Origin of the sequence: Streptomyces sp. NPDC007084 (genome assembly GCF_040703595.1) — a bacterium.
In the GTDB taxonomy this organism is placed as follows: Bacteria; Actinomycetota; Actinomycetes; order Streptomycetales; family Streptomycetaceae; genus Streptomyces.
The window spans coordinates 18,884-40,874 of the sequence record NZ_JBEYFY010000025.1; the positions used below are offsets into that span (position 1 = coordinate 18,884).

Below are 21,991 nucleotides of genomic sequence, written 5' to 3' on the forward strand. Positions count from 1 at the left end.
AGCAACCGGATGGCAGAGCAGACCCATGTCCTGTTCGTCGAGGACGACGACGTCATCCGCGAGGCCACGCAGCTCGCCCTGGAGCGCGACGGCTTCGCGGTCACGGCCATGCCCGACGGGCTCGCGGGCCTGGAGGCGTTCCGCGCCGACCGCCCCGACATCGCCCTGCTGGACGTGATGGTCCCCGGGCTGGACGGGGTCTCGCTGTGCCGCCGTATCCGTGACGAGTCGACCGTGCCGGTCATCATGCTGTCCGCGCGCGCCGACTCCATCGACGTCGTGCTCGGCCTGGAGGCCGGCGCCGACGACTATGTGACCAAGCCCTTCGACGGAGCCGTCCTGGTGGCCCGGATCCGCGCGGTGCTGCGCCGCTTCGGGCACGCGAGCGGCGGCCAGGGCGCGGGCGGCGACGGGGACGCCGCCGTGGACGGCGGTGTGCTCGCCTTCGGCGAACTGGAGATCGACACCGAGGGCATGGAGGTGCGCCGGAGCGGGACGCCGGTGGCGCTGACGCCCACCGAGATGCGGCTGCTCCTGGAGTTCTCCTCCGCGCCGGGCACGGTGCTGAGCCGCGACAAGCTGCTCGAACGGGTGTGGGACTACGGCTGGGGCGGGGACACCCGCGTGGTGGACGTCCATGTGCAGCGGCTGCGTACGAAGATCGGCCAGGACCGTATCGAGACGGTCCGCGGCTTCGGCTACAAGTTGAAGGCCTGAGCAGGGGTATGCGGGGGAAGTTTCAGCGGCCGGCGACGGCGGCATCGGCGGCGGCTCCGGGCGAGGAGCGGGACCGGGTGCCGGGGCAGGCGCCGGTTCAGGGATCAGGGCAGGGGCCGGGGCAGGGGTCGGGGCCGGCTCACCCGGCCGGGCAGGGTTCGGTGCGGGGCCGGCGGGTGGACACGGTCGTCGGCCGGATCACGCGCCGGGCCGCCGTCACCGGGCCCGGGACCGGTGACGGCGGCGACCGGGACACGGGCGGGGGCGAGGACCGGGCCCGGGGTGTCCGGGGGCTGGGGATCGGCATCGACCGGGGCACCGACTCCGGCACGAGCATCCGTACGGGCATCCGCTGGAAGCTCAGTACGGCGATCGCCCTGGTCGGCGCCCTCGTCGCGATCGCGCTCAGCCTCGTCGTGCACAACGCGGCCCGTGTCTCCATGCTGGACAACTCGCGGGACCTGGCGGACGAGCGCATCCAGCTCGCCGAACGCATGTACGGGCCGGGTCGGCCGCCGCCGTTCGGCGCCAAGATCGACGACCCCTCGATCCCGGCTGACCTGCTGGCGAAGGTCACCGCGGGCCGCCGGGCCACCTATGTCTCCGACGGCGCGAGCGGGGTGCCCGACATCTGGGCCGCGGTGCCGCTGCGCAACGGACAGGTGCTGTCCTGGCACGAGCGGTTCACCGACCGCAACGCGGACGTCATGAAGGACCTCGACCAGGCGCTGGTCATCGGCTCCATCGCCGTGGTCTTCGGCGGCAGCGCGCTCGGCGTGCTCATCGGCGGGCAGCTGTCCAGGCGGCTGCGCAAGGCCGCCGCCGCGGCGAACCGGGTCGCCAAGGGCGAGACCGAGGTCCGGGTCCGGGACGCGATCGGCGGTGTCGTACTGGACGAGACCGACGACCTCGCGCGGGCCGTGGACGCCATGGCCGACGCGCTCCAGCAGCGCATCGAGGCCGAGCGCCGGGTGACCGCCGACATCGCGCACGAGCTGCGCACCCCGGTGACGGGCCTGCTCACCGCCGCCGAGCTGCTGCCGCCCGGCCGCCCCACCGAGCTGGTGCGGGACCGGGCGCAGGCCATGCGGACCCTCGTCGAGGACGTCCTGGAGGTCGCCCGGCTCGACGGCGCCTCCGAGCGGGCCGAGCTGCAGGACATCATGCTCGGGGAGTTCGTCAGCCGCCGGGTGGCCGCGCGCGGGGCGGACGTCGAGGTGCGGGTGGTGCACGAGTCGGAGGTCACGACCGACCCGCGCCGCCTGGAGCGCGTCCTGCTCAACCTTCTCGCCAACGCCGCCCGGCACGGCAGGCCGCCCATCGAGGTCACCGTCGAGGGCCGGGTCATCCGGGTCCGCGATCACGGGCCCGGCTTCCCGGAGAAGCTCCTCGCGGAGGGCCCGAGCCGTTTCCGCACCGGCAGCACGGACCGCGCGGGCCACGGCCACGGGCTCGGGCTGACCATCGCGGCGGGCCAGGCCCGGGTGCTCGGCGCCCGGCTGACCTTCCGCAACGTACGGCCGGCGGGCGCCCCCGACGACGTACCGGCCGAGGGCGCGGTCGCCGTGCTGTGGCTGCCGGAACACGCGCCGACGAGCACGGGCAGCTACCCGATGCTGCCGCCCGCCACGCCGTAGACCCGACCGCCCCGCCCTCCCCGTAACGCACCCCCCTGGCGGCCCTCGGCGGCCCCTGGCGCGGCCCCACGGCGGCCCGGTACCGCGGCCCGGTACCGGGGAACGGGCGAAGGCCCCCGGGGCGGACAACGCCGGGGGCCTTCGGGTCGGGGGTGGTCAGGAACGGGCGGGCGGGATCAGACCTCGGCCAGCGGGGCCGGCACCGCGTCGCGGGCCTCGCCCTCGCCGGGCTTGGGAGCGGCCGCGCCCTTCAGCGGGACCTCCTTGACGAACACCGCGGCGACGAGCGCGACCACCGCGACCACGGAGCCGAGCAGGAACGCGGAGTGCGTACCGGAGGACACCGCGTGCTGGTAGGCCTCGCGGGCCACCGCCGGCAGCTTCGCCAGGCTGGCCGCGTCGAGCTGCGCGGACTTCTCGGTCAGCTTGGAGCCGACCGCGCCGGCCCGCTCCGCCATGACGTCCTGCACCCGGTGGTTGAACAGCGCGCCCATGATGGCGACGCCGAAGGACGAGCCGAGCGTACGGAACAGGGTGGCGGAGGACGACGCGACGCCCATGTCCTTCATCTCGACGCTGTTCTGCGCGACGAGCATCGTGACCTGCATCAGGCAGCCCATGCCCGCGCCGAGCACCGCCATGTAGAGGCCGGAGGTGAGGCGGGTCGTCTCGGTGTCCATCTGCGCGAGCAGGAACAGGCCGACGATCATCAGCGCGCTGCCGACCAGCGGGAAGATCTTGTACCGGCCGGTGTTGGTGGTGACCCGGCCGGCGATCATCGACACGGCGAGCATCGCGCCGAGCATCGGCAGGAGCAGCAGACCCGAGTTGGTGGCGGACGCGCCCTGCACGGACTGCTGGTACAGCGGGAGGAAGAGCACGGCGCCGAACATCACGAAGCCGGTGATGAAGCCGATGACCGCCATCAGCGTGAAGTTGCGGCTGCGGAAGATGTGCAGCGGGATGATCGGGGCGGCGGCCTTGGTCTGCCGGTAGACGAAGCCGACGAGGGCGGCGACACCGATGCCGATCAGCTCCATGATCCGGGCGGAGCCCCAGGCGTACTCCGTGCCGCCCCAGGTGGTGACGAGCACGATGGACGAGATGCCGAGCGCGAGCAGCCCCGCGCCGAGGTAGTCGATCTTGGCCTGGACGCGCTTCTTCGGCAGGTGCAGCACCGCGCTGACCGCGAGGAGGGCGACGATGCCGAGCGGCAGGTTGATGTAGAAGGACCAGCGCCAGCCCCAGTGGTCGGTGATGGTGCCGCCGACCAGCGGGCCGAGGATCATCGCGAAGGCCATGACCCCGGCCATCATGCCCTGGTACTTGCCGCGCTCACGCGGCGGAATCAGGTCGCCGATGATCGCCATGACGCCGACCATCAGACCGCCGGCGCCGAGGCCCTGGATGGCGCGGAAGCCGATGAGCTGTCCCATGTCCTGGGCCATACCGCTGAGCGCGGAGCCGATCAGGAAGATCACGATCGAGGCGAGGAAGGCGCCCTTGCGCCCGTACATGTCGCCGAGCTTGCCCCAGATCGGGGTGGAGGCGGCGGTGGCGAGCGTGTACGCGGTGACCACCCAGGACAGGTGTTCCAGACCGCCCAGCTCACCGACGATCGTCGGCATCGCGGTGCCCACGATCATGTTGTCCAGCATCGCGAGCAGCATCGCGATCATGAGCGCCAGCAGCACGACGCGCACGCTGCGCGGCTTTTTCTCCTCGGGGGCCGCTCCGGTCCCCACGGCCGGTGCGGCCGCCTGTGTCTTGTCCGCCATCGTTCCCACTCCCCTGGCTGTTGCTGCCGTTCGGCTACTTACTTGCCGACCGGCAAGCTGACTACACTGAGGAAAGTAGACCCGTAACTAGCCGGGCGTCAAGTAAGTTTAAGTAGTTTTGCCAGCCGGGTCACAGGTAGGTTTCAAGGGAGCGCGAGGAGCACGAGGATGGGCGGCACGATGGACGGCACCAAGCGACAGCGCCGGGGCGACACCCGGCAGCGCATCCAGGACGTCGCCCTTGAGCTGTTCTCCGAACAGGGGTACGAGAAGACGTCCCTGCGGGAGATCGCCGAGCATCTCGACGTCACCAAGGCGGCCCTCTACTACCACTTCAAGACCAAGGAAGAGATCCTCATCAGCCTCTTCGAGGACATGACGAGGCCGCTCGACGAGCTGATCGAGTGGGGCAAGGGGCAGCCGCGCACGCTGGAGACCAAGCAGGAGGTCCTGCGCCGGTACAGCGACGCCCTCGGCGGCGCCTCCCCGCTCTTCCGCTTCATGCAGGAGAACCAGGCGACGGTCCGCGAGCTGAGCATCGGCGAGACCTTCAAGCGCCGGATGATCAGCATGCTGGAGATCATCAAGGAGCCCGAGGCGCCGCTGACCGACCAGGTCCGCTGCATCAGCGCGCTCTTCACGATGCACGCCGGGATGTTCGTCCTCAAGGAGGTCGAGGGCGACCCCGAGGACAAGCGCAAGGCCGTCCTGGAGGTCGCGATCGACCTGGTGACCCAGGCCCACGGCGGCGCGGCCGCGTAGCACGGGGCCCAGTCCGCCGCGTAGTGCGGGGGCCCAGCCCGGGGTCCGGTACGGGGGCCCAGCCCGGGGTCCGGTACGGGGTCCGGGTCCACGGGCTTTCCGCGGACCCACGGGGCATCGCCCCGGACGCACGGAAGCGGAGCCTCACAGCGCCGTTTCCTGACGCCGGGCTCCGCCTCGGGCTTGCCCCGTCGGGGGCACGGCGCCGGTTCGCGGTGAACCGGCACGGGGTGGATCAGACCTTGACGCCCTTGCTGTGCAGGAAGGCGACGGGGTCGACGGCCGAACCGTAGTTGGCGGTCGTACGGATCTCGAAGTGAAGGTGCGGGCCGCTGGAGTTTCCGGTGTTGCCGGACAGGGCGATGTGCTGACCGGTCTTGACGACCTGGCCTATCTTCACGTCGATGCGCGACAGGTGGGCGTACTGCGAGTACGTGCCGTTGCCGTGCTTGATGACGATGGCGTTGCCGTACGCCGGACCGTCGCCGGCGCCGTTGCCGCCGGCCTTGACGACGATGCCGCCGTGCGCGGCCATGACGTTGGTGCCCTGCGGGACCGCGTAGTCCTGGCCGGAGTGCTTGTGGGCCCACATGCCGCCGGCCTGGTTGAAGGTCGCGGACAGGGTGTACTTCTTGACCGGGTCGATCCAGGAAGGGGCCGCCTTGGCGACGGTCTTCTTGGCGGCGGCCTTCTTGGCGACCGTGGTGGCCTTCTTCGCCGCCGCGGCCTTGGCCTGCGCGGCGGCCTGCGTCTGCACGGCGTGCGCCGCGGTGACGGTTCCACTGCTGCTGAGGCCGGCTTCGGCGGCGTTCGCGACCCCCGCGCCCAACGCGACCGTGGCGCTCAAGCCGACGGCCAGGACGGCCGCCCGATTGCGGACCAGGGACGAGAGGGACTTGCGGGACGTGACGCGCTTCGACATGGATACCTCGTGATGACGGGGACAAGGGCGGTGCGATCACCCGGTGCGATGAGCGGCGACCGGGTGGGCCATACCTTGGTAACCCGCACCCCCAGAGATGCCCAAACCCCCTTTCTACGACGCAAACTAGTAGTTCATCCTGAAACCTGATGAACCTTGACAGCTCGGACATCCGGGGCGCGATCTTCCCGATTTGATCCCGGAAGCCAGGTTTAGCCCCACTTCGGGCGGTGGCATCCCTGCCGAAACGGGCCCGCGACCCCTTGGCCCGCAGGGCGGGAGAACCGGCCCGCACACCCTGGGCCTAAAGTCCTTTATGTCCGTTCTCGCGCATCCACTATTCCGCCTAGTACCGGACAAATCGCCTGTGCGCCATGTCACCGGGGCGCCCCTTCCGGACCCCCGGAAATGTGACCCGGGCTACCCTCCGGCCCCTGGTTTCAAGGCACTTGGGGATGTGCCCCAGGCCACTCGACTCCGCGCCCGCAAAGGCGTTGCGGGCATGCGAAAGGGGCTGCCCCAGGACCGTGGTCCTGGGGCAGCCCCTGTCAGGCGAACCCGGGGGTTACGCCTCCTTGCTCAGGTTGGGACCGGCGCCGCCGGCCGCCTGCTCGATCGGCGGGACGTCGGGCAGTGCCGACTTCTCCTCGCCGCGGAAGGTGAAGGCCTTGGCCTCGCCCTCGCCCTCCGTGTCCACGACCACGATGTGGCCGGGACGCAGCTCGCCGAAGAGGATCTTCTCGGAGAGGACGTCCTCGATCTCGCGCTGGATGGTCCGGCGCAGCGGCCGGGCGCCCAGCACGGGGTCGTAGCCCTTCTTCGCGAGGAGCGACTTGGCACTGGGGCTGAGCTCGATGCCCATGTCCCGGTCCTTCAGACGCTCGTCCACCTTCGCGACCATGAGGTCGACGATCTGGATGATGTCTTCCTCGGTGAGCTGGTGGAAGACCACCGTGTCGTCGACGCGGTTCAGGAACTCGGGGCGGAAGTGCTGCTTCAGCTCCTCGTTGACCTTGGCCTTCATCCGGTCGTAGTTGGTCTTGACGTCGCCCACGGCCGCGAAGCCGAGGTTGAAGCCCTTGGAGATGTCCCGCGTGCCGAGGTTGGTCGTCATGATGATGACCGTGTTCTTGAAGTCCACGACCCGGCCCTGGGAGTCGGTCAGCCGACCGTCCTCCAGGATCTGCAGCAGCGAGTTGAAGATGTCCGGGTGGGCCTTCTCGACCTCGTCGAACAGGACGACGGAGAACGGCTTGCGGCGGACCTTCTCCGTGAGCTGGCCGCCCTCTTCGTAGCCCACGTAACCGGGGGGCGAACCGAAGAGCCGCGAGACCGTGTGCTTCTCGCTGAACTCCGACATGTCGAGGGAGATCAGCGCGTCCTCGTCGCCGAAGAGGAACTCCGCGAGGGTCTTCGACAGCTCCGTCTTACCGACACCCGAGGGGCCGGCGAAGATGAAGGAACCACCGGGACGCTTCGGGTCCTTCAGACCCGCTCGCGTACGGCGGATCGCCTGGGAGAGCGCCTTGATGGCGTCCTTCTGGCCGATGACCCGCTTGTGCAGCTCGTCCTCCATGCGCAGCAGACGCGAGGACTCCTCCTCGGTCAGCTTGAAGACCGGGATGCCGGTGGCGGTGGCGAGGACCTCGGCGATCAGCTCGCCGTCGACCTCGGCGACGACGTCCATGTCGCCGGCCTTCCACTCCTTCTCCCGCTTGGCCTTGGCGGCCAGGAGCTGCTTCTCCTTGTCGCGCAGCGAGGCGGCCTTCTCGAAGTCCTGCGAGTCGATCGCGGACTCCTTGTCCCGGCGGACACCGGCGATCTTCTCGTCGAACTCGCGGAGGTCCGGCGGCGCGGTCATCCGGCGGATGCGCATCCGGGAGCCCGCCTCGTCGATCAGGTCGATCGCCTTGTCGGGCAGGAAGCGGTCCGAGATGTACCGGTCGGCGAGCGTCGCCGCCTGCACCAGCGCCTCGTCGGTGATGGAGACCCGGTGGTGCGCCTCGTACCGGTCGCGCAGGCCCTTGAGAATCTCGATCGTGTGGGGAAGGGAAGGCTCCGCCACCTGGATCGGCTGGAAGCGGCGCTCGAGGGCCGCGTCCTTCTCGAGGTGCTTGCGGTACTCGTCCAGCGTGGTGGCACCGATGGTCTGCAGCTCACCGCGGGCCAGCATCGGCTTCAGGATCGAAGCGGCGTCGATGGCGCCCTCGGCGGCACCCGCACCGACCAGCGTGTGCAGCTCGTCGATGAACAGGATGATGTCGCCGCGGGTGCGGATCTCCTTGAGCACCTTCTTCAGGCGCTCCTCGAAGTCACCGCGGTAGCGGGAGCCGGCGACCAGCGCGCCGAGGTCGAGGGTGTAGAGGTGCTTGTCCTTGAGGGTCTCGGGCACCTCGCCCTTGACGATGGCCTGGGCGAGGCCCTCGACGACGGCGGTCTTGCCGACGCCGGGCTCGCCGATCAGCACCGGGTTGTTCTTCGTACGGCGGGACAGCACCTGCATGACCCGCTCGATCTCCTTCTCGCGCCCGATGACCGGGTCGAGCTTGGACTCACGAGCGGCCTGGGTGAGGTTCCGGCCGAACTGGTCGAGGACCAGGGACGTGGAGGGGGTGCCCTCGGCAGGACCGCCGGCGGTGGCGGTCTCCTTGCCCTGGTAGCCGGAGAGCAGCTGGATCACCTGCTGCCGCACCCGGTTGAGGTCTGCGCCCAGCTTGACCAGGACCTGGGCGGCGACGCCCTCGCCCTCACGGATCAGGCCGAGCAGGATGTGCTCCGTGCCGATGTAGTTGTGGCCCAGCTGAAGGGCCTCGCGGAGCGACAGCTCCAGGACCTTCTTGGCACGGGGGGTGAAGGGGATGTGGCCGGACGGGGCCTGCTGGCCCTGGCCGATGATCTCCTCCACCTGCTGGCGGACCGCCTCGAGCGAAATCCCGAGGCTCTCCAGGGCCTTAGCGGCGACACCCTCACCCTCGTGGATCAGGCCCAGGAGGATGTGCTCGGTGCCGATGTAGTTGTGGTTGAGCATCCGGGCTTCTTCCTGAGCCAGGACGACAACCCGCCGCGCGCGGTCGGTGAACCTCTCGAACATCGTTAATCGCTCCTCAGAGCGGTCAGGCAGTAAGGGGACGCTCCCCTCCCTGTCCTTCCGCAGCTTAGTCCCGCAAGCGGGGACCGCTCATTCCAACTGCCGACACCGGACCGAGAACCAGCACAGCCTCCTGACCCCGAACGCCGACATCTGCCTCAACCTGATGGTGCGAGACGATGTTCCCGCAGGCCAGGCAGATACCCTCACCATCAGTACGCCGATGGCGAACGTGAGATGCCGCAGACCTGCGTGTCGCCCCTCCCACTAGGGATGTCTTACCCGCACGCACCGACAGTCCATGCCGCGCGCACCGGTTCCCTCCGCTATGGGCGAACACCATTGCCCCGCCGGACGCTCCCGGACACCCGTCCGCCCGGCACGCCACGCGCCCGCGGGGACACCCAGCGTAACTCCGGGGTCCTGTCGGCGGTTGCTCCTTGCATGGTTCCCACCGTCCCCCTTCCCCGCCGGCCGCTCGACCCGGCTGCTCCGGGCGCTCCGGCCGCTCCGCGCGGCCCGGCCGCCCCGGTCGATCCGGTGCGGCGGTGGTACGAGAACGAACTGGGCTGGGCGACCGTGCCCGGTTTGCCGGTGCGGCTGGTGACGGGGCTGCTCTTCGACGTCCTGGAGGGGCCGGCCGAGGCGGGGCTCGCGGCCCTGCGGCATCTGGAGCCCGCGTCCCCGGTGGCGCTGCACGGGGGCCGGGCGCGGCTGCTGGTGGCCGCGGGGAGCGCGGAGGAGCTGCCGGGGCTGCTCGACTGGCTGGAGTGGGGCGGCCTGGCGCTCGACCTCACGGCGGTCGGCGCGGGCGGGAGCATCGAGGCTCCCCCGCCGCCGGGTCCCGGTGCTCCGCCGGCCGGACGGGAGACGCGGGAGGGCCCGCGAGGGGCCGCCCACTGGCTGCGGCCCCCCGAGCCCGGCTGCGCGGTCGGACCGGCACTGCCGACGCTGTCGGCGCTGGGCGGCGGGGCCGTCGGCGGGGGCGGTGGGGGCGCCCCCGATCTCGTACGCGTCGTACAGACGATGGCGACGCAATGTCACCGGATGCGGCTGGGGCGCGCGAGCGCTCAGCCGTTGACCTTCTCGTACTCCTCGCGAATGGACGCGGGAACACGGCCGCGGTCGTTGACCTCGTAGCCGTTCTCCTTGGCCCAGGCGCGGATCTGCGCGGTGTCCTGGCTGCCGCCGGAAGTGGCGCGCGTCTTTCCGCGTCCGCCCGAAGCACGGCCTCCGGTACGACGGCCACCCTTCACGTAGGGCTCGAGAAGGCCACGGAGCTTGTCCGCATTGGCGGTCGTGAGATCGATTTCGTACGTCTTGCCGTCCAGCGCGAACGTCACGGTCTCGTCCGCCTCGCCACCGTCGAGGTCGTCGACAAGAAGGACCTGAACCTTCTGTGCCACCGGATTTCCTTTCATCGATAACTTCAGGGCAAGGAGGGCCCGCGGCGTCCGCCGTTTCGCCGTCCCTTGTTATATGCAGTACTGCAGTACGTCGGAAAGCAAACCGCTTTTGCCGGAAAAACACAAACCCCTGGCGGAGACTCACGCGGCTCCGCCTGCCGGGAAACATGCGCGTTTCGGACATAGGGGCCCTGGGCAAGGCGCTCGGCCGGAATAGCCGCCGGCGATCACAGATGCAGAAGCATCCGGCTGTTGCCCAAGGTGTTCGGTTTCACCCGTTCGAGACCGAGGAACTCCGCCACGCCCTCGTCATAGGAACGCAGCAGCTCGGCGTACACCTCGGTGTCGACGGGAGTCTCACCGATCTCCACGAAGCCGTGCTTGGCGAAGAAGCCGACTTCGAAGGTGAGACAGAAAACCCGGCGAACGCCGAGCCATCGGGCGGTCTGCAGCAACTTCTCCAGAAGCCGGTGTCCCACCCCGAGGCCCTTGACCGCGGGGTTCACGGCGAGAGTGCGGACTTCCGCGAGGTCTTCCCACATCACGTGGAGCGCGCCGCAGCCGACGACCTCGGCGTTGTCGTCGCGTTCCGCGACCCAGAACTCCTGGATGTCCTCGTAAAGGGTGACCGTGGGTTTGTCGAGGAGGATGCGGCGGCGCACGTTGGCGTCAAGGAGTCCGCGTACGGCGGCGACATCGCCGGTCCTGGCCCGCCGGACGGTGATGGCTTTTGCGGCGGCTTCGGGATGCCGTGCCGGAAGGCCGGCGGGAACCTCTGCTGGAACCTCTGCGTGATGCTCTGCTGGCATGAGCGGACGCTATCGCCCAGGGCCGTCCTCGTGGGCGGCGGGGTTCTCTTCGGGGGGTTCGGCGGGCGCGGGCCTTTCGGCGGGTTCGGCGGCCGGCGGCTCGGGTTCTTCGGGCCCTTGCACCATGCGTACGGCGTCCCGGAGCGCGACCCGCTGTTCCTCGCTCATCATCCCGAAGAAGGCGACGAGAGCGGCCGCCGGGTTGTCGCTCTGCGACCAGGCGTCGTTCATCAGGGCGGCGGAGTAGGCGGCCCGTGTGGAGACCGCCTCATATCGATAGGCCCGGCCTTCCGCCTCGCGGCGGACCCAGCCCTTCTGATGGAGATTGTCCAAAACGGTCATCACCGTGGTGTACGCGATGGACCGTTCCTGTTGAAGGTCTTCCAGGACTTCCCGAACGGTCACCGGGCGGTTCCACTTCCACACCCGCGTCATGACCGAGTCTTCGAGTTCTCCCAATGGGCGAGGCACAGTCCTGAACAATAGTGGGAGAGAGTCAACAAAAAGGGCGTACGACTCGAAGAACGTATGAAACACATGAAACGTCCGAGTCGTACGCCGGGCAGGGCGCGCTACGAGGGAGGGGGCGCCGGGCGCCGCCGCGCCGCGGAGGGGTCAGACTCGCCCCGGGGAGTCAGGCTCGCCCCTGGGGAGTCAGGCTCCGGCGTCCTTGGGGCCCGAGGCCTGGTGGGCGCCCTCCGCGCGCGCGAGGACGGCGTCGACGGCCGCGTCCTCCTTGGCCTTGTTGGCGCCGCCCTGGGACTTCACGATCGTCACGATGAGCCCGATGAAGAAGACGGCCATCACGACGGGGGGCACGAGCGCGGAGACGTAGTCCATGCCTCCAGAGTAGCCAGGCGGCGCCGTGCCGGTGCCCCGGGGTCGGCGACCGGCGTCAGCCCGCCGCGAGCCGCTGCGACGGGCTCGCCGGCGGCTGGTGCTCGGGCTTGCGGCGCGGCGGGAAGACCTCGCCCGGGGTGGGGATGGGCCGGTCGGTGCGCGGCGTTCCGGCCGGGGGCCGCGACCGCGGCTTGGGCTCGGGCTTCTTCTCCGGCTCCTCGGCCGCCCGGCCGCCGGGCAGCGCCAGCAGCCGGGTGCGGGACGACGGGACGGTGGGGGCGGCCGGGACCGAGCGGCCCGCGAGCCGGGCGCGCACGTCCTGTTCGGCGAGGGCCCGGCAGCGGTCCAGGAGGGCGGCCGCGGCGGGGTTGCCGCGCAGCGCGCGCAGGGCGGCGAGGTCGTCGGCCTGCGGCCGGTAGCCGGTCGCGAGGACCTCCTCCAGGAGGGCGAGGTAGCCGGTGGCGGTGCCCGGGAGGGCCGCGCGGTAGCGGGCGAGGTCGGCCAGCAGGAAGGCCCGGAGCCTGGCTCCCTCGCGGACCGCCTCGTCGAGGGACTCGGCGAGGCGGAGGACGTCCCCGAGGAGGCGGCCGTCCTCGGCGGAGGCGGAGGTGGGGTGCAGGGCGAGGGCGAGAGCGCGACGGAGCACACGCAGTTCCTGTGCGCCGAACGCCATGCCGCCGTGGGATCCGTAGGGCGTGGGCATGCCGCGACGATACGCGCTAATCAGACAAAAGAGGCATAACGACATAACGAGCGGGGAGAGGGCGCGTCCCAAGGCATAGGGCCTCTCCTCGCGTCCCGCGTCGGCGGGCGCTCAGGGGAGGTTCCTCTGAGCGTGAATCCCCTGAAAAGTCACGGGAAGGCTCGGGAAGCCACGGGAAGTGCCAGGACAGGGGAAGTCACCGGGACACGGAAGTCATCAGGACACGGGAAGTCATCGGAAAAGGCCCCCGAATTCGTTTCGAAAGGGGTTCTCCGGAGGCCGGCGGTGAGGTGCGGCCCGGGGTCCGGTGGTGGCGGACCCCGGGGGCGGGGTCACATACGGGAGACGTTGCGCTCGTAGACCAGGCGCAGGCCGATCAGGGTCAGCCAGGGCTCGTGTTCGTCGATCACCGAGGACTCGCCGAGGACCATGGGGGCGAGGCCGCCCGTGGCGATGACGGTGACGTCCTCGGGGTCGTCCGCCAGCTCGCGCGCCATGCGGTTCACGACGCCGTCGACCTGGCCGGCGAACCCGTAGATGATCCCGGACTGCATCGCCTCGACGGTGTTCTTGCCGATCACCGCGCGGGGGCGGGCCACCTCGATCTTGCGGAGCTGCGCGCCCCGGACGCCGAGCGCCTCCACGGAGATCTCGATGCCGGGCGCGATGACCCCGCCGACGTACTCGCCCCGGGCGCTGACCGCGTCGAAGGTGGTCGCCGTGCCGAAGTCGACCACGATCGCGGGGCCCCCGTAGAGGTCGACGGCCGCGACGGAGTTGATGATCCGGTCGGCGCCGACCTCCTTCGGGTTGTCCGTGAGGATCGGCACGCCGGTCTTGACGCCGGGCTCCACCAGGACGGCGGGGACGTCCCCGTAGTAGCGGCGGGTCACCTCGCGCAGCTCGTGCAGCACGGACGGGACGGTGGCGCAGATCGCGATGCCGTCGATGCCGTCGCCGAGTTCCACACCGAGCAGGGGGTGCATGCCCATGAGGCCCTGGAGCAGCACGGCCAGCTCGTCGGCGGTGCGGCGGGCGTCGGTGGAGATGCGCCAGTGCTCGACGATCTCCTCCCCGTCGAAGAGGCCGAGAACCGTGTGGGTGTTGCCCACGTCGATGGTCAGCAGCATGGCGCGGTTACTCCGCCGCTCGCAGGTCGAGGCCGATGTCCAGGATCGGCGAGGAGTGCGTGAGCGCGCCCACGGCCAGGAAGTCGACGCCCGTCTTCGCGTACTCCCCGGCGTTGGCCAGGGTGAGCCGGCCGGACGCCTCCAGGAGGGCCCGGCCGCCGACGACGCCCACGGCCTCCTCGCACTCGGCGGGGGTGAAGTTGTCCAGGAGGATCAGGTCGGCGCCCGCGTCGACGACCTCGCGGAGCTGGTGCAGGGTGTCGACCTCGACCTCGATCGGCACGTCCGGGAAGGCCTCCCGTACGGCTTCGAAGGCCTGGGCGACGCCGCCGGCGGCGACCACGTGGTTGTCCTTGACCAGCGCGGCGTCCGACAGGGACATCCGGTGGTTGACGCCGCCGCCGCAGCGCACCGCGAACTTCTCCAGGGCGCGCAGCCCCGGTGTCGTCTTGCGGGTGTCCCGCACGCGGGCCTTGGTGCCCTCCAGGGCGTCCGCCCACGCGCGCGTGGCGGTCGCGATGCCGGACAGCCGGCACAGGATGTTCAGCGCGCTGCGCTCGGCGGTGAGCAGGTCCCGGGTGCGGGTGGTGACGCTGAGCAGCTTCTGGCCGGCCTCGACGCGGTCGCCGTCGTCCACGTGCCGCTCGACCTCGAACTCGTCGGTGCAGACCACCGAGAGGACCGCCTCGGCGACCCGCAGGCCCGCGACGACGCCCGCGTCCCGGGAGGTGAAGTCGCCGGTGGCGACGGCGTCCTCGGCGATGGTCGCGACCGTGGTCACGTCCACCCCGTGGTCCAAGTCCTCCTGGATCGCCACGTTGGCGATGTCCTCGACCTCCAGCGGGTCGAGTCCGGCGTCGGCGAGGAGCTGGGCGAGCGCGGGGTCGAGGCCGCACTCCAGGTACTCCTCGTCCGTGCCGGCGCCGCAGCCGCAGCCGCCGCTCGGGACGAGGGGAAGGTCGGGGGTGCTCACTTCGGTCACTGCTCCTGGGGACGGGACGGGGGCGCCGGACGGGGCTGCCGGGTCGTCGGGGGGAAGTCTGCGGTATCGGTGGTCCGGACCGCGAGTGTCCGGTCGGGATTCAGCCGTACGACGATGTGGCGGCGCCAGTGGGTGTCGTCCCGGTCGGCGTGGTCCTCGCGCCAGTGGCAGCCGCGGGTCTCCTCGCGCTGCCGGGCGGCGGCGACCAGGACGCGGGCCACGCACAGCAGGTTGGTGGCCTCCCAGGTGTCGACGCCCGGCTCGGCGGTCTTGCCGTTCTCCTCCAGGGCGTCCCGGGCGTCGCTGTGCAGCCGCTGGAGCTGGTCGGCGGCCCGCGCGAGGGACTCGGCGGAGCGCAGCACACCGGCGCCGCCGGTCATGATCCGCTGGATCGCGAAGCGGGCCTCGGGGGCGAGCAGCGGGTGGGCGGGCTTCTCGGGGTGCGGGACCGGTGCGGGCACGCGCGCGTGCAGGCCGTTCCCGGCGTGGCTCGCCGCGATGTCGGCGGCGATGCGCTCGGCGTAGACCAGGCCCTCCAGCAGGGAGTTGGAGGCGAGCCGGTTGGCGCCGTGGACGCCGGTGCAGGCGACCTCGCCGCACGCGTACAGGCCGGGGACGGTGGTGCGGCCCCGGGCGTCGGTGCGGACGCCGCCGGAGGCGTAGTGGGCGGCCGGGGCGACCGGGACGGGCTCGGTGACCGGGTCGATGCCGTGCGCGCGGCAGGCGGCGAGGATGGTCGGGAAGCGGTGCTCCCACATGTCGGCGCCGAAGTGCCGGGCGTCGAGGAACATGTGCTCGGCGTCCCGCTCCTGCATACGGCGGGTGATGCCCTTGGCGACGATGTCCCGGGGCGCCAGCTCGGCCAGCTCGTGCTGCCCGACCATGAAGCGCACGCCGTCCGCGTCGACCAGGTGGGCGCCCTCGCCGCGGACCGCCTCGGAGACCAGCGGCTGCTGGCCCTCCGCGTCGGCGCCGAGGAACAGCACCGTCGGGTGGAACTGGACGAACTCCAGGTCGGAGACCTCGGCGCCGGCGCGCAGGGCGAGGGCCACGCCGTCGCCGGTGGAAACGGAGGGGTTGGTCGTCGCGGAGTAGACCTGGCCCATGCCGCCGGTGGCGAGGACCACGGCGGGGGCGTGCACGGCGCCCACGCCGTCGTGCTGGCCCTCTCCCATGACGTGCAGGGTGACGCCGGCGGTGCGGCCCTCGGCGTCGGTGAGCAGGTCGAGGACGAGCGCGTTCTCCACCGTGCGCAGTCCGCGCGCGCGGACCGCCTCCACGAGGGCGCGGGAGATCTCGGCGCCGGTGGCGTCGCCGCCCGCGTGCGCGATACGGCGGCGGTGGTGGCCGCCCTCCCGGGTCAGTTCGAGGCCGCCTTCGGAGGACTCGTCGAAGTGGGCGCCGGTCTCGATGAGCCGGCGCACCGCGTCGGGGCCCTCGGTGACCAGGATGCGCACCGCTTCCGCGTCACACAGGCCGGCGCCGGCGACGAGGGTGTCGTCGAGGTGCTGCTCGGGGGTGTCGCCGTCGCCGAGGGCCGCGGCGATGCCGCCCTGCGCCCAGCGGGTCGAGCCGTCGTCCAGGCGGGCCTTGGTGACGACGACGGTGCGCAGCCCCGCGGCCTCGCAGCGCAGCGCCGCGGTCAGTCCGGCGACTCCGGAGCCCACCACCACGACGTCCGCGGTGAGGGCCCAGCCGGGAGCGGGCGCGTGCAGGCGTATGCCCGTGGCGGTGTCTGAACCTGTGCCTTTGCCGGTCACGAGGCGGCTCCGAAGGTGAGGGGGAGATTGTCGATCAGCCGGGTCGAGCCGACCCGGGCGGCGACGGCGAGGACCGCCTCGCCGGTGAAGTCGTCCTGGATCTCGGCGAAGTCGGACGGGTCGACCAGGGCGAGGTAGTCCAGGGTGAGCGGCGGGTTCAGGCGGGCCGCCTCGTCCAGGACCAGGCGGGCGGCCGAGCGGACCCCGGCCGGGCCGCCGGGGGCGGCCTTCGCGACGGCGTGCGCGTCGGCCGCGGCCCGGGACTCGCCCAGGGCGCTGAGGGCCTCGGCACGCGCGCGGGTGGCGGGCACCTCGCGGGCCCGGGCGCGCAGCGCCTCCTGCGCGGCGTGCCGGTCACGGCCCGCGAACAGGGCCTGTGAGAGGGCGAGCGCGGTGCGCCGCTCGGGCGCCGACAGATAGCGGTTGCGGCTGGAGAGGGCGAGGCCGTCCTCCTCGCGGACCGTGGGCACGCCCACGATCTCCACGCCGAAGTTCAGGTCGCGGACCATGCGCCGGATCAGGGCGAGCTGCTGGGCGTCCTTCTGCCCGTACAGCGCGGCGTCCGGGCGGGTCAGGTGCAGGAGCTTGGCGACGACGGTGAGCATGCCGTCGAAGTGCCCGGGGCGGGTGGCGCCCTCCAGGAGGCCGCCCATGGGGCCGGCGGAGATCCTGACCTGGGGCCGGCCGCCGGGGTAGACCTCGTCCACCGAGGGCGCGAACACGACGTCCGCTCCGGCCTGTTCGGCGATCTTCAGGTCGGCGTCGAGGGTGCGCGGGTAGCGGTCGAGGTCCTCGCCCTCGCCGAACTGGAGGGGGTTCACGAAGACGGTCACGACGACCTCGCCGCCCTCCCCGGCGATCTCCCGGGCGGTGCGGATCAAGGTGGCGTGCCCCTCGTGGAGGGCGCCCATCGTCATGACGACGGCGCGGCGGCCGGCGCGGGCACGCGCGTGCAGCTCGTCGGCGGTGCGCAGCAGGGCGGTGGTCATCGGGTGTCCCCCTTGGTCCCCTGGGTGCCGTCCGTGCCGTTGGCGAGTACCCCGAGGAGGTCCTCGGCGAGTTCCGGCTTGAGCAGTCCGTGGGCGAGCGCGCGGTCGGCGGTCGCGCGGGCCATCGCGAGATAGCCGGCGACGGTCTGCGGGGCGTGCTCGCGCAGTTCGGCGACGTGCGCGGCGACCGTGCCGGCGTCACCGCGCGCGACGGGGCCGGTGAGGGCCGCGTCGCCCGAGCGCAGGGCGTTGTCCAGGGCGGCGCCCAGCAGCGGGCCGAGCATCCGGTCGGGGGCCTCGACTCCGGCGGTGCGCAGCAGCTCCATGGACTCGGCGACCAGGGTGACCAGGTGGTTGGCGCCGAGCGCGAGGGCCGCGTGGTAGAGCGGCCGGGACTCCTCGGCGATCCACTCGGGCTCGCCGCCCATCTCGATCACCAGGGCCTCGGCGGCCAGCCGCAGTTCTTCGGGCGCGGTGACCCCGAAGGAGCATCCGGCGAGCCGCTGGACGTCCACCGGGGTGCCGGTGAAGGTCATCGCGGGGTGCAGCGCGAGCGGCAGCGCGCCCGCCCGCAGGACCGGGTCGAGGACGCGGGCGCCGTACCGGCCGGAGGTGTGCGCGACGAGCTGGCCGGGGCGGACGGCACCGGTCTCGGCGAGGCCCTCGACCAGGCCGGGCAGGGCGTCGTCCGGGACGGTCAGCAGGACCAGCTCGGAGCGCTCCAGGACCTGCGCCGGGGAGACCAGCGGCACGTCGGGCAGGAGCTGGGCCGCGCGGCGCCGGGAGGCGTCGGAGACGCCCGAGACGGCGACCGGGCGGTGCCCGGCGAGCTGGAGCGCGGCGGCCAGCGCGGGGCCGACCCGGCCGGCGCCGACGACGCCGACGGCGAGCCGCGCGGGGCGGTCCTTGGGCTCTGGCTGTGGGAATGTACTCACTCGACGGCGGCCTTCCGTTCCAGTCCGCTCGGGGTACCGGACGATTTCTCGTCATGTTAACGCGATTGCCTCGGGGGGTGTCCGGCCGTCCACAGCCTGTGGACGGCGACGGTGGAGGCGAGAACCCCGTCACCCTCCCGCGTGAACACCGTCCCCGGCGCGATCCGCGCAGGTCACCGGCGTACGGAAAGGGCGTACGGAAATTCGGAGATGACCCGGAGGGCGGCCCCGGGACATCATCCAAGGATGAGCGACAGGGCGGCACAGACGGGTACGGAGCCTGCGGAGCGGGCGGGGCGGGCGGCGGCACCGCTGTCTCCCAAGGAGCGGTTCGAGCGGCGGGCGGTCGCCTGGAAGACCGCGGAGCGGGTGCTGTGGCGCCCCAGCTACCAGCAGACGCTGCGCGAGCGCCTGGCGTGGCTGAGCGAGACCGCCGAGGGCGCGTACGACCTCGACGGGCGGGTCGACATGTACGGGGACGGCGTCGTGGAGGCGCTGGAGGAGCGGGTCGCCGGGCTGCTCGGCAAGGAGGCGGCGGCGTTCTTCCCGACCGGCACCATGGCCCAGCAGGTCGCGCTGCGCTGCTGGGCGGGCCGCACCGGGAACCCGGCGGTGGCGCTGCACGCCCTCAGCCACCCGGAGGTCCACGAGCGGCACGCGTTCAGCCAGGTGAGCGGTCTGCGGCCGGTGCGGGTGACGGACGAGCCGCGGCTGCCGACCGCCGAGGAGGTACGGGACTTCCCCGAGCCGTTCGGCGCGCTGCTGCTGGAACTGCCCCTCAGGGACGCCGGTTTCGTGCTGCCGTCCTGGGAGGAGCTGACCGAGGTCGTTCAGGCCGCCCGCGCGCGGGACGCGGTGGTCCACTTCGACGGCGCCCGCCTGTGGGAGTGCACCCCGCACTTCGGGCGTCTCCTGGACGAGATCGCCGGGCTCGCGGACAGCGTGTACGTGTCGTTCTACAAGTCGCTCGACGGCTTCGGCGGCGCGGCCCTCGCCGGTCCCGCCACCCTCGTGGACGAGGCGAAGACCTGGCGGCACCGGTACGGCGGCATGATCATCCAGCAGTTCCCGACCGTGCTGTCCGCCCTGGTGGGCCTCGACCAGGAGCTGCCCCGGCTGCCGGAGTACGTCGCCCACGCGCGCGTGGTGGCCGCCGCCCTGCGCGCCGGGTTCACCGAGGCCGGGGTGGCGTGGGCCCGCGTCCACCCGGAGGTGCCGCACACCCACCAGTTCCAGGTCTGGCTGCCCTACGACGCGGACGTCCTCGGGGACGCGGCGCTGTTCCAGACCGAGGAGACGGGCACGGGCCTGTTCGCCCAGGGCTGGACCCCCGCCGGGCCGGGCCTCTCCCTCACCGAGGTGACGGTGACCGGGCCGGGACTGGAGTGGACGGCGGACGACGTACGCGCGGCCGTCCGGGAGTTCGTGAAGCGGCTGCCGGGCGGGATCGCCGGGTGACAGGGGCGCGGCGGGGCTGCGGAGGCCACCCGGGCTGACCGGTCGCGGCGCGGCGGGGACTGCGGAGGCCCACCCGGGCTGACCGGTCGCGGCGCGGCGGGGGCGGCCGAGGCCCACCCGGGGCTGCCTGCCCCGGGGCTGCCTGCCCCGGTGCTGGTCCCCCGTCGCGCCTGCTCACCGGCCCCGTCCCGGCCGTTGACGGGCGCTGTGGGGCGACGGCGGGCGTTGTCGGTGGCGGGGTGCACCATGGGGGCATGAGCGTGCGTATCGACATCGGCGGGCTGCGGCCGGAGCGGATCGGGTTCGTGCCCTCCCCGCTGGCCGAGCTGGGGATGGCGCTGCACGCGCTCGCGGAGCCGGGCCACCACTCCGGCCTCCAGGGCTGGGTCACCGGCGTGACCGCCCGGCTCGACCCGCACCTCGCGGACCGTATGTGCGAGGCGGACTTCCTGTGGCGTACGACGTTCTCGGACCTGTTCCTGCCCTGCGCGGGCATCCCCGGCGGGGCCTGCCTGCCGGGCGGGACGCTCGCCGAGGACCTGGACCTGCTGGACAAGCTCACGGACGAGCAGTTCGTGGACGCGGCCCTGGAGTTCACCTGCGCGCTGTCCTACAGCTCCGCCGGACCGCACGCGCTGACCGACCCCGAGGTGCGCCGCCGCGCGGTGGACCTGGCCGCCTCGCGCGGACCGCGGCAGACGCGGTTCACCGAGCGGCTGCTCGCGGACCCGCCCGGGGTGCGGGCCTGGCTGCGGCAGTTCCTGGAGGACTGCGACGAGGCGTTCTTCGCCGAGACCTGGTCCCGGCTGCGCCACCCGCTGGCCGCCGAGGCCCGGCACCGCACCGAGCTGCTGCGCCGCAAGGGCCTGGGCGAGGCGCTGTCGTCCGTCTCCTCCGCGCTGTCGCTGGACGAGAGCGCCGGGCACATCGTGGTCGACAAGCTCACCGAGGGGCACACCGTCACGGCGGACGGCGGCCTGCTCCTCGTCCCCACCAGCCTCGGCCGCCCGCATCTGATGGTCCTGCACCGGTACCGCTGGCAGCCCGTGCTGCACTACCCGGTCAGCTCCCCCGACCTCGCCGCCCCGCCCTCCGTGGAACAGCTCACCCTGCGGATGACCGCCCTGTCCCACCCGGTCCGGATGCGCATCTGCCGCCACCTGGCCCGCAGCGCGTACACCACCGGCGAGCTGGCCCAGGTGCACGGCATGACCGCCCCGGAGATATCCCGGCACCTGGGCGTCCTCAAGAAGGCGGGCCTGATCACCACCCGCCGACGCGGCCGGTACGTGCTCCACCAGCTCGACGCCGGCGTGGTGGCACGGCTGGGCAGCGACTTCCTGGAGGGCCTGCTGCGGTAGGGGGCCTGCCACGGTAAGGGCCTGCCGCGGTACCGGAGTGGGGGCACGCGTACGCGGGGGCGGGAAGCCGGGGCGGCCTCAGTCGAAGCGGATGTGGCGTACGCCGGTCCACGCGCGCCTGAGGCGCCCGCGCAGGGCCCCCTCACGGTTCGGCGTGAGCGTCAGCCCGGCGAGGACGGCGATCCGCTCGGCGGTGCGGGCGACCGACGTCCGGTCGGTCCACAGGTGCTCGGCGAACTCCGGCTCGCGCAGCCGCTCCAGGCAGTGGTCGAGCTGCTCCACGGCCCAGCTCTCGCGGCGCGGCGCGGCGTCCTTCCCGGCCGCGTACCGCAGCAGCCGCCCGAAGCCGCGCTCGCGCAGCCGCGCCCGTACGGTCTCCCGCTCGGCCAGCAGCGTGAAGTGCCGTACGTCGTGGCCCAGTTCGCGGAGCCGGCCGACCGTCTCCGCGAAGTAGCGCGGGTCGGTCACCGTCATCGGCGCGATGACCACCCCGTCGTGCCTGGCGAGCGCGAGGTCGAGCACCTCGACGACGCCCTGCCGCCAGGACACCAAGTCCTGGAAGTCGCCGCGCAATTCGGGCGGGAGCATCCGGCGCAGACCGAAGCCGGGGTGTTCCGGGTCGCAGATGACACTGCCGGGCAGCCGGCGCCGGATCTCGTGTGCGGTCTGTGTCTTGCCGCCCCCGAAGGGGCCGTTGATCCACAGGAGCATGCG

Annotated in this window: 20 protein-coding genes; 6 read left to right on the plus strand and 14 right to left on the minus strand. The window is 72.1% G+C overall.

Annotated elements, in window-relative coordinates:
• Positions 1 to 9: 9 nt before the first annotated feature.
• The gene (gene cseB / locus AB0912_RS21020; protein ID WP_366701861.1) at positions 10 to 717 is read left to right on the plus strand and encodes a two-component system response regulator CseB; all 708 of its coding nucleotides are present in this window, start codon (positions 10 to 12) and stop codon (positions 715 to 717) included.
• Positions 718 to 1,010: 293 nt separating this feature from the next.
• Positions 1,011 to 2,354, plus strand: a complete 1,344-nt coding sequence (gene cseC, locus AB0912_RS21025; RefSeq protein WP_366701995.1) for a two-component system sensor histidine kinase CseC — start codon at positions 1,011 to 1,013, stop codon at positions 2,352 to 2,354.
• A gap of 176 nt (positions 2,355 to 2,530) precedes the next feature.
• On the opposite strand, the gene AB0912_RS21030 is transcribed toward cseC, so the two are convergent.
• Positions 2,531 to 4,132, minus strand: a complete 1,602-nt coding sequence (locus tag AB0912_RS21030; protein WP_366701863.1) for an MDR family MFS transporter — start codon at positions 4,130 to 4,132, stop codon at positions 2,531 to 2,533.
• A 168-nt stretch (positions 4,133 to 4,300) separates the two neighbouring features.
• Between AB0912_RS21030 and AB0912_RS21035 the strand changes: the two genes are divergently transcribed.
• Positions 4,301 to 4,894: a TetR/AcrR family transcriptional regulator gene (locus tag AB0912_RS21035; RefSeq protein ID WP_366701865.1), complete on the plus strand. Its 594-nt coding sequence runs from the start codon at positions 4,301 to 4,303 to the stop codon at positions 4,892 to 4,894.
• 235 nt (positions 4,895 to 5,129) lie between these two features.
• On the opposite strand, the gene AB0912_RS21040 is transcribed toward AB0912_RS21035, so the two are convergent.
• On the minus strand, positions 5,130 to 5,816 hold the full coding sequence (locus tag AB0912_RS21040) for a M23 family metallopeptidase (RefSeq protein WP_366701867.1): 687 nt from the start codon (positions 5,814 to 5,816) through the stop codon (positions 5,130 to 5,132).
• A 565-nt stretch (positions 5,817 to 6,381) separates the two neighbouring features.
• Positions 6,382 to 8,907: an ATP-dependent Clp protease ATP-binding subunit gene (locus tag AB0912_RS21045; RefSeq protein ID WP_366701869.1), complete on the minus strand. Its 2,526-nt coding sequence runs from the start codon at positions 8,905 to 8,907 to the stop codon at positions 6,382 to 6,384.
• A 441-nt stretch (positions 8,908 to 9,348) separates the two neighbouring features.
• Here AB0912_RS21045 and AB0912_RS21050 point away from each other — a divergent pair, with 441 nt between their 5' ends.
• Complete coding sequence (locus tag AB0912_RS21050; protein ID WP_366701871.1) at positions 9,349 to 10,044, plus strand: SCO3374 family protein; 696 nt, start codon at positions 9,349 to 9,351, stop codon at positions 10,042 to 10,044.
• Here the strand turns inward: AB0912_RS21050 and AB0912_RS21055 are convergent.
• From AB0912_RS21055 to AB0912_RS21100, 10 genes are all read right to left on the minus strand, one after another.
• A complete protein-coding gene (locus tag AB0912_RS21055; protein WP_366701873.1) occupies positions 9,975 to 10,310 on the minus strand; it encodes an Lsr2 family protein in 336 nt (111 codons plus the stop codon). The two genes, AB0912_RS21050 and AB0912_RS21055, sit on opposite strands and share 70 nt — an antisense overlap.
• A 227-nt stretch (positions 10,311 to 10,537) precedes the next feature.
• On the minus strand, positions 10,538 to 11,119 hold the full coding sequence (locus AB0912_RS21060) for an amino-acid N-acetyltransferase (RefSeq protein WP_366701875.1): 582 nt from the start codon (positions 11,117 to 11,119) through the stop codon (positions 10,538 to 10,540).
• 9 nt (positions 11,120 to 11,128) lie between these two features.
• On the minus strand, positions 11,129 to 11,578 hold the full coding sequence (locus AB0912_RS21065) for a BlaI/MecI/CopY family transcriptional regulator (protein WP_366701877.1): 450 nt from the start codon (positions 11,576 to 11,578) through the stop codon (positions 11,129 to 11,131).
• A 195-nt stretch (positions 11,579 to 11,773) separates the two neighbouring features.
• Positions 11,774 to 11,959, minus strand: coding sequence for a hypothetical protein (locus AB0912_RS21070; protein WP_366701879.1), 186 nt, complete (start codon positions 11,957 to 11,959; stop codon positions 11,774 to 11,776).
• A 55-nt stretch (positions 11,960 to 12,014) separates the two neighbouring features.
• On the minus strand, positions 12,015 to 12,632 hold the full coding sequence (locus AB0912_RS21075) for a hypothetical protein (RefSeq protein WP_366701997.1): 618 nt from the start codon (positions 12,630 to 12,632) through the stop codon (positions 12,015 to 12,017).
• Positions 12,633 to 12,994: 362 nt separating this feature from the next.
• Positions 12,995 to 13,792 (minus strand): type III pantothenate kinase, encoded by a 798-nt coding sequence (locus AB0912_RS21080; RefSeq protein WP_366701881.1) that lies wholly within the window; start codon positions 13,790 to 13,792, stop codon positions 12,995 to 12,997.
• Positions 13,793 to 13,799: 7 nt separating this feature from the next.
• On the minus strand, positions 13,800 to 14,765 hold the full coding sequence (gene nadC / locus AB0912_RS21085; protein ID WP_366701883.1) for a carboxylating nicotinate-nucleotide diphosphorylase: 966 nt from the start codon (positions 14,763 to 14,765) through the stop codon (positions 13,800 to 13,802).
• 5 nt (positions 14,766 to 14,770) lie between these two features.
• Complete coding sequence (locus AB0912_RS21090) at positions 14,771 to 16,534, minus strand: L-aspartate oxidase (protein ID WP_366701885.1); 1,764 nt, start codon at positions 16,532 to 16,534, stop codon at positions 14,771 to 14,773.
• Positions 16,531 to 17,523: a pantoate--beta-alanine ligase gene (gene panC / locus AB0912_RS21095; RefSeq protein WP_366701887.1), complete on the minus strand. Its 993-nt coding sequence runs from the start codon at positions 17,521 to 17,523 to the stop codon at positions 16,531 to 16,533. Before panC ends, AB0912_RS21090 begins: the two co-directional genes overlap by 4 nt.
• Positions 17,520 to 18,458 (minus strand): DUF2520 domain-containing protein, encoded by a 939-nt coding sequence (locus tag AB0912_RS21100; RefSeq protein ID WP_366701889.1) that lies wholly within the window; start codon positions 18,456 to 18,458, stop codon positions 17,520 to 17,522. The genes panC and AB0912_RS21100 overlap by 4 nt, the downstream gene beginning before the upstream one ends.
• 246 nt (positions 18,459 to 18,704) lie before the next feature.
• On the opposite strand from AB0912_RS21100, the gene AB0912_RS21105 reads away from it, so the two are divergent.
• Both AB0912_RS21105 and AB0912_RS21110 read left to right on the plus strand, forming a co-directional pair.
• A complete protein-coding gene (locus tag AB0912_RS21105; RefSeq protein ID WP_366701891.1) occupies positions 18,705 to 19,916 on the plus strand; it encodes a beta-eliminating lyase-related protein in 1,212 nt (403 codons plus the stop codon).
• Positions 19,917 to 20,170: 254 nt separating this feature from the next.
• Complete coding sequence (locus tag AB0912_RS21110) at positions 20,171 to 21,277, plus strand: DUF5937 family protein (protein WP_366701893.1); 1,107 nt, start codon at positions 20,171 to 20,173, stop codon at positions 21,275 to 21,277.
• 78 nt (positions 21,278 to 21,355) lie between these two features.
• Here the strand turns inward: AB0912_RS21110 and AB0912_RS21115 are convergent, their stop codons facing one another.
• A complete protein-coding gene (locus tag AB0912_RS21115; protein WP_366701895.1) occupies positions 21,356 to 21,988 on the minus strand; it encodes an AAA family ATPase in 633 nt (210 codons plus the stop codon).
• Positions 21,989 to 21,991: the final 3 nt, after the last annotated feature.

Excerpts from the sequence above, each read along its gene's own strand:
- AB0912_RS21080 (WP_366701881.1), bottom strand. The coding sequence starts at position 13,792 with ATGCTGCTGACCATCGACGTGGGCAACACCCACACGGTTCTCGGCCTC.
- cseB (WP_366701861.1), top strand. The coding sequence starts at position 10 with ATGGCAGAGCAGACCCATGTCCTGTTCGTCGAGGACGACGACGTCATC.
- AB0912_RS21035 (WP_366701865.1), top strand. The coding sequence starts at position 4,301 with ATGGGCGGCACGATGGACGGCACCAAGCGACAGCGCCGGGGCGACACC.
- AB0912_RS21070 (WP_366701879.1), bottom strand. The coding sequence starts at position 11,959 with ATGGACTACGTCTCCGCGCTCGTGCCCCCCGTCGTGATGGCCGTCTTC.
- AB0912_RS21030 (WP_366701863.1), bottom strand. The coding sequence starts at position 4,132 with ATGGCGGACAAGACACAGGCGGCCGCACCGGCCGTGGGGACCGGAGCG.
- AB0912_RS21045 (WP_366701869.1), bottom strand. The coding sequence starts at position 8,907 with ATGTTCGAGAGGTTCACCGACCGCGCGCGGCGGGTTGTCGTCCTGGCT.
- AB0912_RS21110 (WP_366701893.1), top strand. The coding sequence starts at position 20,171 with ATGAGCGTGCGTATCGACATCGGCGGGCTGCGGCCGGAGCGGATCGGG.
- AB0912_RS21105 (WP_366701891.1), top strand. The coding sequence starts at position 18,705 with ATGAGCGACAGGGCGGCACAGACGGGTACGGAGCCTGCGGAGCGGGCG.
- panC (WP_366701887.1), bottom strand. The coding sequence starts at position 17,523 with ATGACCACCGCCCTGCTGCGCACCGCCGACGAGCTGCACGCGCGTGCC.
- AB0912_RS21050 (WP_366701871.1), top strand. The coding sequence starts at position 9,349 with ATGGTTCCCACCGTCCCCCTTCCCCGCCGGCCGCTCGACCCGGCTGCT.
- AB0912_RS21115 (WP_366701895.1), bottom strand. The coding sequence starts at position 21,988 with ATGCTCCTGTGGATCAACGGCCCCTTCGGGGGCGGCAAGACACAGACC.
- AB0912_RS21060 (WP_366701875.1), bottom strand. The coding sequence starts at position 11,119 with ATGCCAGCAGAGCATCACGCAGAGGTTCCAGCAGAGGTTCCCGCCGGC.
- AB0912_RS21040 (WP_366701867.1), bottom strand. The coding sequence starts at position 5,816 with ATGTCGAAGCGCGTCACGTCCCGCAAGTCCCTCTCGTCCCTGGTCCGC.
- AB0912_RS21075 (WP_366701997.1), bottom strand. The coding sequence starts at position 12,632 with ATGGCGTTCGGCGCACAGGAACTGCGTGTGCTCCGTCGCGCTCTCGCC.